Annotated in this window: 11 protein-coding genes; 1 reads left to right on the top strand and 10 read right to left on the bottom strand. The window is 36.4% G+C overall.

Annotation, left to right across the window (positions count from 1 at the left end):
- The first annotated feature begins 36 nt into the window (after positions 1-36).
- The gene (locus I567_RS04460; RefSeq protein ID WP_016251055.1) at positions 37-375 is read left to right on the top strand and encodes a DUF3899 domain-containing protein; all 339 of its coding nucleotides are present in this window, start codon (positions 37-39) and stop codon (positions 373-375) included.
- Positions 376-440: 65 nt separating this feature from the next.
- Here the strand turns inward: I567_RS04460 and I567_RS04455 are convergent, their stop codons facing one another.
- The 10 genes from I567_RS04455 to I567_RS12365 all read right to left on the bottom strand — a co-directional run bounded on the left by I567_RS04455 (position 441) and on the right by I567_RS12365 (position 13,374).
- Positions 441-2,108 (bottom strand): peptide ABC transporter substrate-binding protein, encoded by a 1,668-nt coding sequence (locus tag I567_RS04455; RefSeq protein WP_016251054.1) that lies wholly within the window; start codon positions 2,106-2,108, stop codon positions 441-443.
- A 483-nt stretch (positions 2,109-2,591) separates the two neighbouring features.
- Positions 2,592-4,241, bottom strand: a complete 1,650-nt coding sequence (locus tag I567_RS04450; RefSeq protein ID WP_016251053.1) for a peptide ABC transporter substrate-binding protein — start codon at positions 4,239-4,241, stop codon at positions 2,592-2,594.
- Positions 4,242-4,684: 443 nt separating this feature from the next.
- Positions 4,685-5,743: a 23S rRNA (adenine(2503)-C(2))-methyltransferase RlmN gene (rlmN, locus tag I567_RS04445; RefSeq protein ID WP_016251052.1), complete on the bottom strand. Its 1,059-nt coding sequence runs from the start codon at positions 5,741-5,743 to the stop codon at positions 4,685-4,687.
- 68 nt (positions 5,744-5,811) lie between these two features.
- On the bottom strand, positions 5,812-7,071 hold the full coding sequence (locus tag I567_RS04440; RefSeq protein ID WP_016251051.1) for an MATE family efflux transporter: 1,260 nt from the start codon (positions 7,069-7,071) through the stop codon (positions 5,812-5,814).
- 114 nt (positions 7,072-7,185) lie between these two features.
- Complete coding sequence (locus tag I567_RS04435; RefSeq protein ID WP_016251050.1) at positions 7,186-9,603, bottom strand: FtsK/SpoIIIE family DNA translocase; 2,418 nt, start codon at positions 9,601-9,603, stop codon at positions 7,186-7,188.
- 151 nt (positions 9,604-9,754) lie between these two features.
- Positions 9,755-9,985 carry a hypothetical protein gene (locus I567_RS04430; protein ID WP_016251049.1) on the bottom strand — a complete coding sequence of 77 codons (231 nt, stop codon included), beginning with the start codon at positions 9,983-9,985 and terminating at the stop codon, positions 9,755-9,757.
- A 197-nt stretch (positions 9,986-10,182) separates the two neighbouring features.
- Positions 10,183-10,443 carry a hypothetical protein gene (locus I567_RS04425; RefSeq protein ID WP_016251048.1) on the bottom strand — a complete coding sequence of 87 codons (261 nt, stop codon included), beginning with the start codon at positions 10,441-10,443 and terminating at the stop codon, positions 10,183-10,185.
- Between the two features lie 402 nt (positions 10,444-10,845).
- On the bottom strand, positions 10,846-11,034 hold the full coding sequence (locus I567_RS04415) for a GHKL domain-containing protein (RefSeq protein ID WP_016251047.1): 189 nt from the start codon (positions 11,032-11,034) through the stop codon (positions 10,846-10,848).
- A complete protein-coding gene (locus tag I567_RS04410; RefSeq protein ID WP_018345329.1) occupies positions 11,031-11,636 on the bottom strand; it encodes an ATP-binding protein in 606 nt (201 codons plus the stop codon). The genes I567_RS04415 and I567_RS04410 overlap by 4 nt, the downstream gene beginning before the upstream one ends.
- A 317-nt stretch (positions 11,637-11,953) precedes the next feature.
- A protein-coding gene (locus tag I567_RS12365) for an IS3 family transposase (RefSeq protein WP_111736148.1) occupies positions 11,954-13,374 on the bottom strand; the annotation gives its coding sequence in 2 pieces (ribosomal slippage) (positions 11,954-12,807 and positions 12,807-13,374; 1,422 coding nt in all).
- Positions 13,375-13,394 lie beyond the last annotated feature (20 nt).

Raw genomic sequence — 13,394 nt, 5'->3', positions numbered from 1 at the left:
ACATTTAGCATAGATAAACCAAGAAAGGAGCTTCTTATGCGTCCCAAAAAGTGGTCTCTGTATCTATCTCTCATTATTTTACTTGGCAATATAGGATTTCTAACAATGAAGCATGAATTACATTTGGTCAATCTTTCAGACACTTTGTTTTTATCCATGCTACCATTTTTAATCATTGCCGTCTTTTTGTGGATTTTATCTTCTGGAGTGTTTGATTTCTTCCATTACTCCATGAAAAAAGCCTTCAAAAAATTAAAAGAAGATGATCTTTCACTCTCGCAAGCAAGTAAAGGTAGTTCCCGCTTCTTTTTTGAAATAAGTGGCCTACTCTTACTTACGAGTGTGCTTTGTCTACTTTTTTCTGGTTATTTTTAAACCTATAAAGCTGATGCACTGAAGTAAAAGTGCATCAGCTTATTTTTTGAAAGTTTCACATTGCTTTATTTAGCGATGTAAGTCCACTTGAAGTCGTATTTCGCACCAGCTGGGTGGTTGACGATACCTTTGACTTTTGGATTACGCATATAGGCAACTGCTTTTTGATAGATTGGCACTACCCCTTGTTCATCCATGATAATCTTTTCAGCTTTTACAAAGTCATCCCAACGTTTTTCTTCATCAGCGGCATCTGTAGTAGCTGCGGCACGAACAAGTTTCGTATATTCTTCATTGTTCCAGTTTCCACGGTTGTAGCTGTTACCAATTGTAAACATATCTAAGAAGCTAGAAGCATCTGCATAGTCAGCACCCCATCCGCTTAGAACCGTATCAAAATCACCTTTGTTTGAACGATCTAGACGAACTGAGAATGGCACTGGACTAACACTTACTTTTAGACCTGGTAAGTTTTCTTGTAATGAACCTTGTAGATATTCAAGCATCTTTTTAGCCACATCTGAGTCAGAAGACAAAATGTCTAGTTTCACTTGATCGACACCAAGTTCTTTCTTGGCTTTTTCCCAGTATTCTCTTGCTTTCTTCTTATCATATTTCACAGGAGATTTCGCTTCTTTGACAAAATCTTTCTTCGTCTTAGGATCATAAATGAATTTTTCTGGCATCAAGTTGGTTGTCGCAATTGAACCATTGGCTAAAACTTGTTTTGCTAGAGAATCACGATTGATTGCATAGGAAATAGCTTTACGTAAATTAGCATTGCGATATGGTGATTTTTCATCTTTTTGGTTAAATTCTAGATAGAAAGTTGAAGCTTCTGGAATCGTTAAGTAAGCTTCATCATTAGCCATTTGTTGTGCTAATTCACCATTTAGCGTTACTTGATCAGATTGACCATCTTTAAATAAGTTCAATGCTGTTGAAGATTCTTTAATAACACTCACATTGATTTTATCTAATTTCACATTTTTAGCATCCCAGTAAGTATCATTTTTCGCATAAGACCATTCTGTATCTGTACCTGGGCCATCAAAACCTTCTAAAGTAAATGGTCCGTTATAAACAGCATTTTCAGATTTTGTTGCATAGTCACTACCAAATTTCTCTACCACTTTTTGACTTTGTGGGAAGAAGATTGGAAATGCTAGTAATTGGTCAAAGTATGGTGTTACTTTTGCTAGTTTAATTTCTAGTGTATAATCATCCACCGCTTTAATACCTAATTCACTTGTTGCTTTCTTACCGGCAGTGATATCAGAAGCATTAGCAACTGGTTCAAATAGGTAAGCATATTCAGAAGCTGTCTTTGGATCGACTGTACGTTGCCAACCATAAACATAATCTTTCGCCGTTACTGGGTCGCCATTTGACCATTTAGCATCTTCACGTAATTTTAATGTGTAAGTTAATCCATCCTCACTTACTTTTGCCATTTCTGCAGCACCTGCAGGAATTGGTTTATTATCTTTGTCTAATCGATATAGACCTTCATAACAGTTGTTTAAAGCTGAAAAACTCACTTCATCTGTTGCTAATGAAAGGTCTGCTGATGGCATTTCAGCACCCTCAACCATATTAAAGACTTGTTTTTTCGCTACTGCTGATGTGTCAGAAGATTTACTTTCTTCCTTTTTTGATGAGTTTCCTGTTGAACAGCCCGCTAACACTAATCCGCAAACTGCCAGAGTTGCAATCACCCATTTTTTCTTCATACTAAACTCCCCTATCATTAATTTTGTTTTAAAAAAATTAGCTTAATGCAATTTTAAATAATAATTATTAAAAATTCAACTAGTTTTTCTCAATTATTTTTAATTTTTCATAATATTTGAAAGTTGCTATCAATTTTTTGTTTTTATTTTTCAGTAAAACATTTTTATATTAACATTATCAGAAAGATATAGATTTTTTTCTGTTCTTTTTACAAAAATAAAAAAATTCAGATTATTTCAAACAATTAGATTCATATTTTAAGTAAGCATTAAAATAAGCAGTCTAGCAAACTGCCAGACTGCTTAAATAAACTTATCCTTCTCGGTATCAATCAACTAAATACTCGGAAAATTCACCCTCCTGCCTAAGAAAATCTCCTTTCATCCGATTTTCTTAGTAGTAGGTAACACATGAATTTTCTCGTATTTGACCAAGTTGATTGATAACCTTTTGCTCGTAGCTGCCCGAGTCGATTTACGACCTTATTTGACTTCTACCCATTTGTATTCGTATTGGGCGCCGGCTGGGTGAGCAACGATGCCTTTTACTTTTGGATTGCGTAAGTGTGCTTCTGATTTATAGAAGACTGGGATTACGCCACTTTCATCTAGAAGTACTTTTTCAGCATCTAGTAAGTCATCCCAACGTTTCTTTTCATCTGTCGCATCAGCATTACCTGAAGCATCAACTAATTTATCATATTCAGCATTACTCCAGCGACCACGGTTATAGCTATTACCAGTAACGAATAAATCAGTAAAGCTACTTGCATCTAAATAGTCAGCTGCCCAACCACTCACAATCATATCGAATTGACCTTTATTTCCGCGATCCAAACGAACAGAGAATGGTACTGGCGTTAAGTTCACTTTCACACCATCTAAAGTATCTTGTAATGAACTTTGTAGGTATTCACTGACTTTCTTCGTCGCATCGGTATCATCAGAAACTAATTCAATTGTTAAGCTATCAATGCCTAACTCTTGTTTAGCCTTGTTCCAATATTCTTTGGCTTTTTTCTTATCGTATGTCACTTTGACTTTAGAATCTTCAGTAAAGTCTTTACCATCTGGACCTGTCATATTACCTGTAGGAACTAAACCAGTCGCCACTGCAGAACCATCGCCCAAGATATTATTCACTAAAGATTTACGGTCAATAGCATAAGAAAAAGCTTTACGTAAATTAGCATTGCGATATGGTGATTTTTCATCGCGTTGGTTTACTTCTAAATAAGTGGTACGTGCTTCTGGTTGTGTCACATAAGCTGGATCATTTTTCATTTGTTTGGCTAATTCACCAGTTAAAATGACATCATCTGCTTGACCATCTTTGAATAAGTTCAATGAAGTAGAAGATTCTTTGACTACATTGACATTTACTTTATCTAATTTGACATTTTTTGCATCCCAATAAGAGTCATTTTTCTTATAAGCCCACTCAGTATCGGTACCAGGTCCATCAAAACCATCTAATACGAAAGGTCCATTGTAGACAGATTTATTAGATTTTGTCGCATAAGCATCGCCAAATTCTTTCACCGTTGCCTCATGTTGTGGGAAGAAAGAAGGAAACGCCATTAAGTATGGGAAGTATGGTGTTGCCTTTTCTAATTGAATTTCTAATGTGTAATCATCTACAGCTTTAATCCCTAATTCGCTCACTGGTTTTTCACCATTGATGATGGCTTCTCCGTTTTTCACTAATGCATATAGATACGCATATTCAGCTGCTGTTTTAGGATCTGCTGTACGTTGCCAACCATAGACATAATCTTTGGCCGTTACTGGATCACCATTTGACCATTTAGCATCTTTACGTAATTTAACGGTATAAGTCGTACCATCCTGAGATACTTCTGCCTCTTTTTCAGCGCCTGCAGGTTGTGGTTGGTCTTTTTTATCCAAACGATATAACCCTTCATACACATTGTTCAAAGCTGTGAAACTAATCGTATCAGTCGCTAAAGAAAGGTCTCCTGAAGGCATTTCTTGTTGGACCACGACATTAATTTCTTGTTTTGCAGCCTTATCGCCACTTTCAGTTTTGGCTTTGTCACCGCCACCTGTTGAACATCCCGCTAAAACTAAAGCGCATAAAGCAAAAGATGCTAATACCTGTTTTTTCTTCATTTTCATTCCACCCTTTTATCCATCTATCTTTCAATACTATGAGAGATAAACTAATAATAATGATTAATTATTAAAAAATCAACATAATTTTCATCCGTTTTTAATAATATAACTGATAATTTATCTTGTTTGTTCTGAATTGTCTGAAAAATCAAGCAAGGAAGCTTTTTTTAAAAAATGCAAAAAAATGACTTGCCTCCTTCAATTTTTTAAAAGAAAACAAGTCATTATGGATTGAATTCATTTCGAACTACGTAGCTGCCCGAGTCGATTTACGACCTTTTTAATCTGTATTCGGCGAGCTGCCTCACATCCCTTTATACACGGCGTTCGAAGGGTAGCTACATCGCATCTAAGCCGGCCTGTCTAGGAAAATCTTAAAACATAGTGGATTTTCCTGACATTCCGGACAAACTTAGCTGCTTGTAGCTAATCGACCCTTCTCACGACCTTTTTTTCATTTGTTTGCTTCGTAGTTGGCCACAGGCGGCATCGATGTCGGTTCCGTGTTCTTTACGGATGACACAGTTAACGCCATTTTTCTTCAATGTATCATAGAAACGCAATACATCGTCTTTGCTACTTCTTGAATATTGGTCATGTTCACTGACTGGATTATATGGAATTAAGTTCACATAGGCTAGTTTCTTCTTATCTTTGAGTAAATTCGCCAATTCTTGGGCATGATGCACACGGTCATTCACACCGGCCAACATAATATATTCAAAGGTAATACGGCGGTTAGTCTTTTCTAAATAGAAATCTACCGCATCCATTAATTTTGCCAATGGGAAGCTGCGGTTAATACGCATGATAGATGTACGTAATTCATCATTTGGCGCATGTAAAGAGATTGCAAGATTTACTTGTAAACCATTATCAGCAAACTCTTTAATCTTCGGTACAATCCCACTCGTTGAAACAGTAATATGACGCGCACCAATAGCCATACCTTTTGGATCATTCACGATGCGTAAAAATTTCGTTACATTATCATAATTATCAAAAGGTTCACCAATTCCCATCACCACGATATGAGAAACACGTTCACCTAAGTCACGCTCATCAAAATAGTGTTGCACAAGCATGATTTGGGCCATGATTTCCCCAGCTGTCAGGTCGCGTTGTTTTTTCAATAAGCCACTCGCACAGAAGGTACAACCAATATTACAGCCCACCTGCGTCGTCACACAGACACTCATTCCGTAATCTTGACGCATTAAAACTGTTTCAATCATATGCTTATCAGGTAATTCAAATAAATATTTTACTGTACCGTCACTTGATTCTTGCACGACAATTTGATTTAACGGACAAATCTCAAAGTTCTCTTCTAATTTAGCAATCAAGGCTTTGGATAGGTTGGTCATTTCCGCAAAAGTCATCACTCGCTTTTCATATAACCATTCCCAAACTTGAGTCGCACGGAATTTCTTTTCGCCATTTGCTTCAAACCAGGCAATTAATTCTGCTTTTTCTAATCCATAAATAGATGGTTTCAATCGTTTTTCCCTCACTTTATCAATATCGTATCCACTATAGCGAAAAATTTAGGGAAATGCAATGAAATCTACTTTAAATTTTGCTGAAAACTGACCTGAGAAAATCTAAGTGCGAGCACCACTTGCGTCAAGCCAAAGACCACAAATAGGCTATAGTAAGTTTGAATATGTATCAACTGACAAACAAACATCACGAGCAAACCTGCTAGATTAACAATAATTGTTTGCATAACAACCATTTTTTCATGATTTTGCGCTTGTAAGTAGACCTTAATGATTTCATAAAATGGGACAGCTAGCATCACACTAAAAGTAAATCCCGCCATGAATGTTAAGTGACTAAACATTTGCTGGGTAAAAAGTTGCGCAAAAGCTGGGATAGTCAAAGTTCCTACAATGGATAGCCCAATAAACAATAGAAAATTTATCCGCAATAACCATTTTAACAGTTGTGCCTTTTGTTTTTGAGTGACTTCTGGTAAAAAGACTGGCAAACTATTGGCATACATTAGACTTGGTAATTTTATAATTGCAAACATTTGAGAAATGACAGCATAAGCACCTAGCGTAGTATTCCCCAAATGTCCCATAAAACTTTCAAAAACGAGGATAAATAAGACACTCTCAAATATTTCCTGGATGGCTAACGGAATACCTAAACGTGTGATAGCAAGCATTTGATTAGCTGATTGCAAGAGACTTTGCTTGAGGATGGGAAAAATATGCCATAAATAGGCCAATACGAGGTACAAGACACCTGCCATATTCGCTAAGGCCGCTCCTTGAATCTCCCACAGTGGCACTAAAATGATATTCAAGCCACATTCGAGTAAAGCACTGATTACGCCGATACGAAAAATCACTGTTGTCTTTTGGGCGAATTTGAGCAGATTGCTAAAAAGAAACGAAAGCAATAATAGTAAGATATAGCCCGACATGATATAGAGATACTGACTCGCTTTTAGCAATAAATCCCCTTGAAAACCATAAAAATATCGCAAAAACAGTTTGCCAAAAAGCAAGCAAAGAGCTAAGAAGCCCCCGCCAAATAATAAACACAAGCGCAAGGCTGAATGTACATATTGCTGGAACTGTTGCTTCTCTTGGTAAAAACTTCGCGCCGCCAAAATATTAAAACTCAGACTAAATGCCCCTAATATTCCACCAAAGGCATATAAAAAATTTTGAATAATCGTAATGGCAGAAAGAGAATGCGTAGAACCGGCTGTTGCAAAGTGTAGTGCTGCAATGCCAATCGCCATCTGTAGCAACTGACTGGCGATTAAGGGAAATACATAGTGATTGATTTGTTGTTTAAGTGTTTTCATCTTAATTCCTTTATATTTAATATACTTGTACATTTTATCACAAATAAAAAATACACAATACAACAAAAGCCTTGCTATCAGAGTCGATCCTCTCGACCTAGCAAGGCTAATTTGTTATTCATAATCTTGAGGCAGCTCATCATACTCCGCAGGTGTATCTAGGGATTCCAGATAAACTTTCCGTGGTTTACTCCCCTCAGAAGGGCCAACTACCCCATTGGCTTCTAACTCATCTACCAGACGGGCAGCTCGATTATAACCAATTCTAAAGCGCCGTTGTAAAAGCGAAACACTTGCCGTTTGCATCTCAACAACTAAGGCCTTGGCTTCTTCATACAATTCATCTTGTGGATAGTCATTGTTGCTTTCACTTGGTGCTTCTTCTTCCAGATTCATCATCTTCTCGTCATAATTTGCCCCCATTTGATCGGTCACAAATTTGACAATACGCTCAACTTCTCCATCTGAAATAAAGGCTCCCTGCACACGGATAGGTTTATTCTCACCCATTGGTAGGTAAAGCATATCTCCACGTCCCAATAGTTTTTCCGCCCCATGACTATCAATAATGGTGCGCGAATCCGTTCCTGAAGATACTGCAAAGGCAATACGTGAAGGTACATTGGCTTTGATAATTCCCGTAATGACATCAACACTTGGACGTTGTGTGGCTAAAATCATATGAATCCCAGCTGCCCGGGCCATTTGTGCTAAACGAATAATCGCATCTTCAACTTCATTACTTGCGACCATCATCAAGTCAGCCAATTCATCAACAATCACCACAATAAATGGTAGAATTGGACGTTTTTGCCCATCTTCTTGATTTTTTGCTTCAATTAGTTCATTATAACCAGCAATGTTGCGCACACCAGTAGCCGCAAATTTTTCATAGCGTTCTTCCATTTCTTTCACGACTTTTTGAAGCGCTTGGGCAGCTTTACGTGGGTTGGTTACCACTGGTGTTAACAGATGCGGAATCCCATTATACACATTCAACTCAACCATTTTCGGATCAACCATCATTAATTTCACTTGATGTGGTTTGGCTTGCATCAAAATACTGGTGATAATCCCATTAATCGCTACCGACTTCCCACTACCTGTCGAACCAGCAATCAATAAGTGCGGCATTTTCGTTAAATCACATGTCTGCACTTTACCAGAAATATCACGACCTAATGGCACTTCAAGAATCTTATCTGGATGTGCCGGTGTGGCTTCAATAACTTCTCTAAATGAAACCATCGAAATATTTTGGTTTGGCACCTCAATCCCAATCAATGACTTACCTGGAATGGGTGCTTCCATCCGAATATCTTTGGCCGCTAAAGCTAAGGCAATATCATCGGTTAAACTAACAATTTTGCTCACTTTTACCCCAACAGCTGGCTGAATCTCAAATTTCGTCACAGAAGGGCCTAAGCTTGCCTTCACCACCGTAGCATCGACGCCAAAGCTTTGGAAAGTCTGATTTAAGATTTCCCCGTTTTGCTTAATTTTTTCATATTCATCGCTTTGATCTTGAACTTTCGCCGGATCAAGCAACGTACTTGGTGGCAACTCATAAAATTCATCTGGCTCCTCATTTTCCATGCTAAATTCTAATGGATCATCGCCTTCTATGTCCTCTTCAGGAGCTGCTTTGGTTTTGCGGGAACGTTTGGGTGGAACCTGACTCGCATCCTTTTGTTCTTGCATTAACTTTTCAGCCTCAGTTGGCTCAATCAAACTCATCTGATGAGGCTCAATAATCATTTCTGGTGCTTTATGTTGGCGTTCTTGTTCCTCAGTTTCAGTAAAAGGTCGCACTTGATTTTTCTGCTGTTCTAACATTTGCTGACGGAGTGCTTCTTTTTCAGCCTCTTTTTTCGCTTGTTTGGCCTTTTTCTTTTCTTCACGCAATTTTTGTTTTTCTTCACTGACCTTGAGACGTTGACTAATTGCCTCGCCAAAATCTTGAAGAAAATCAATCAAATCTTGCGCCGACTTTTGCGTAAATAAAAAGACCCCAACAAAAATACTTAAGACACCCAATACATAACTACCAAATTGGGCCACTAAGAAGTAAGTTACTTGGTAGAGCGCGCCACCAATCATGCCTCCACCAAGACTTTGGCTAATTTGGCTATGTTTTAAATCACTCACCCATAGATTTAGCGTTGTTCCTAAAATATTAGGATTTTTAGTATGAATCTTCGCAAAAAGCATCGCCGAAACAATCACTAATATCCCAACATAGGTTAATGCCAAACCAGCACTACGCTTACGAGAATCAAAGACGGTGAGCTGATGTTTGACCAATAACCAGATTCCATAAAAAATGAGTATTACCGCTAATAATGGGTACGTATTTCCAACAAAAAATCTTAATATATTGGCAAATAAAATGCCTAAAAAGCCTAATTTAAATAAACCAAGTAAACTTAAAAAAATAAAAGAAAAGCCGGTAATAATCATTGCCATGGTTTGATTATTGGCTTGCTGTTTTTTTGTTCTCTTGGTCGATTTTCTTTTCTTTCTTTGCGCCATAAATCATTTCAACCCCTTCATCCTTTCCATTATACTAAAAATATGACAAAAAAACGATGCCCGAAATCAAATTCATCACATCGTTTCTAATTATACCTAAATTCCGTATTCCTTTATCATTTTTAAAAAGTAGCACGCACTCAAAGCAAGCTCACATCGGATACTTTTTTTGAAAATACAAATTGATATACATTCCAATCATAAAAATAATGTAAATGAATAGAAAGAAATAGTCGTGTACCACAAATAATTTATAGATTAAGTAACCAGTCATAAAGCCAAATAGCGCGCCATAAATGACAACCAAAAATTTCATCGTACTATCTAAACTTCTAAATTTTAGATCCAGACTTCTCATTTTTTTGTTTAATTCTTGCAACATAAGACTCACCCTTTCTTTCTAATGTGTAACTCCAATGATGAGTAAACAGGATTAGCTATCAAGATTTTTCCTATCCCTTTGTTACTCCGTCACTTCTACAAGTTCATTATATCACAACTCACACTTAGTATAAAGCGTTACCATTATAACGAAATAATCATTCTCCCTCATTTAATTTTCGAAGGAGAATGACGTACTTAAAACCCAAATAACGTAATTGCAAGTGGAAGAAGTCCAGCTAAAAGAATGCTTAAGCCAGCTATCCAATAATTCTTATAGCATAGAGCCAGCAGTAAACAGATTATGCCAATTATCGGATTAATAATCAACCCAACGACACCACCCCAACGAAAATTTCCCAAAATATCACTCAAAAAATCAGTAGGGAGGATAAACACACTCAACCAAAACAACAGACCAATCACAAGTAGAACTGGATAATACTTCTTAATTACCATCTGAAATTCCCTTCTTCATCTCTTTCTTCTATTTATTAAGACTCTATATACTATCACAGCAATTAGCATCCAAAAAGTGACAAAATTAAATACTTTTGCAACGGAAGGAAGATATGCATTGAAAATTATCGACAGTAAAAATGCTAATACAAAACTAAAGATTAATAAATGGTCTTTTTTCATCGCTTTTCCCTTCTTTTCATCCATGTTCTATCTATAACGGCTAATGAGTAATCGCTGCCACCACTTATGAAAAGTCATCTTATAACCACACTTTCCTCTCGTCAACTTAATTGTAATTCATATAAATCAAAAAAATAAGAATACATTAACGAAATGCAGGTTTTATCAACGAAATGCAGTCTATACTAAAAACATTTGATTACAACCAAATATTTTCAACTAATCTAAGGGCAAAACGACTCTAGCTATAAACTGTTGATTTTTAACGTTGATATCAAAAATTCCCTTACTTCTTTCAACAGCATCTCTAACATTTTTCAAACCCAAACCGTGATTTTTCTCATCTGCTTTTTGAGATTTAATCAGTCCATTTTCAATACTGATTTCATTTGATACCTTATTTTTCACAACAAAAATAAATTGTTGATTCTTAATCGAACATGACACACTAAAGAAATCATTTTTTCTAGGATTGTTGCCTCTAGCGCGTTTTGTAATAAGTTATAGCAAATAATCGTTAAATCAACGGAATCCACATTTAAGTCTTTTGGAATGATTCCTTCTATATTAACTGTGATATTATTTTCGCGTGCTTTTTCGATTAAATTCGTCAACAAGATATCGATTATCTGATTCCCTGTATAAAAATATTGCTTATCAAAATGAAAAAGATGCGCGATTTCATCCAAATAATTCATCACTGCTTGATCATTGTGCTCTTGAGCGATTTGGGCAATTGTTTGAAAATGAGCTTTCATATCATGACGGAAATTTCTAGTCTGCTTACTCTGATGCAAAATATTCTCAAAATAAACCTCTTGCATAGAATGGAATTGTTGTTGAAGTCGAAAATTTTCTTCTAATAGGCTATAATTTTGGGCTAGAATCACTTGATAAACACCTAAAAAATTTAAAATTGTAGCAGAAAATACTGAAAAAAATCCAAATAACGCTCCATCTTTAAGCGGATGAATCAAATGTTGGTAATGATTCACATAAAATATCATCATACAAGTTAATACCAAAATCGTATAGAGCGAGACTAACTACTTGTTGCTGAGCATAATTTCGTCATCCAACCATCTTTTTCTGAATAAACATAATAGCAATAGAACTAGCAAGGAAACGCCCATTGTAAAATCAGAATAGGGTGATAAAGAGAAGAGGTTAATCACTTCAATATGAAATAAAAAACGAAAAATATACATCACATTTAAGTTCAACAGAGCAATCATCACAAAAATGAAAGGATATAAGACTATCAGTTTTGAGGTGACCCCCAAAAGTTAGACTTTTTTACGAGACGACTCCGGTCGTCTCGTTTTCATTATGCAGCTAAAAGATGGAGCCTATATTGAACAGGACTCATCCATCCTAACTTTTCTTTTATTCGTTGTTCATTATAATACTTTATAAATCGTTCTATTTCCATTTTTAATTCCTCATAGCTATAGTAATTAACGCCATAGTATATCTCTTGCTTAAGCAGACCGAAGAAATTCTCCATTACGGAATTATCTAGACAGTTGCCCTTTCGAGACATGCTTTGAAATATTCGTTCTTCTTTTAGCCTGTGAGAGTATGCCTTCATCTGGTATGCCCAACCCTGGTCAGAATGGAATGTTCGTCTATAAGGGCAGTCTGAAGTGATTTCAATGGCTTTATCCAAGGCATTCATTACATTCTTTGCTGAAGGTTTCTTATCGATACCGTAACTTAGTATTTCTCCATTACACATATCCATAAATGGATCTAAATACAGCTTATGCATTGTCATATGTCCTTTGACATCAACTTCATAATACTTAAATTCAGTCGTATCCGTTGTGATTTTTTGATGGGGTATGTGCGTATTAAAGCGTCTGCGAATTCTGTTGGGTGCAATGGTACCAGTCCTGCCCCTATAGGAACTATATTTCCTACTTTTGCGTGTGTAGGATGTCACCTGCAAGCCAAGTTTTTGAACTATTCGCTGAACCTTCTTTTTGTTGATGAGATATCCCTGATTATGAAGCTCTCCATGTATTCTACGATATCCGTAATCCTTATTATTCTTACGGATTTCTTGGATTTTTTCTTCAAGTTCTTTGTCAGGATTTTCTCTATCAAATCGTTTTTGCCAATACATATATGTTGCTTTAGGCATGCCTGTATAAGAGAGAAGGTCTTTTAGTTTGAATTCTCGTCGGAGACTGTTGATGACGAGTGCCGTTCTCTCATTTTTTCCTCGTCCTCTAAACGCAGCCTCCTCAGTTCTTTTAAAAAGGCATTCTCAATTCTCAATTTAAGAAGTTCATCTTCTAGCTCTTTTACATGTTCTGCACTTGTATCAACAGAAGATTCTTCAACTGGTTTGTTTTGTGTATTGCCATTAGTTGTATTCAATGTTTTCTTTCGTCCCTTCTTGCGTGGTCTTAGGGCATCAGGACCAGCTGCGCGAAAGCGACTCACCCAATTTGTGATCATACTTGGATTAGTAATTCCTTCTTGCAGAGCTAAATCTTGATATGAGATTTCACTTGATAAATATAACTCTACTATAGAAAGCTTCTTTTCAAAAGAATAAAAATCTTTTTTTCTAGAACGTTTTAATCCTTCATCACCAAATGCATTGTAATTATCCACCCATAGTTTAACTTTATTAACAGATGGAATGCCGAACTTATTTGCAAGATAAGTATAACCACCTTCGCCATTAAGATAAGCATTTACAACTTGCTTTTTAAACTCATAAGAATATTTGGACATAAAAATACCGACCTCCAATT

It is taken from the genome of Enterococcus cecorum DSM 20682 = ATCC 43198 (assembly GCF_000407565.1).
In the GTDB taxonomy this organism is placed as follows: Bacteria; Bacillota; Bacilli; order Lactobacillales; family Enterococcaceae; genus Enterococcus_E; species Enterococcus_E cecorum.
This window is presented reverse-complemented; position numbering and strand designations above follow the sequence as displayed.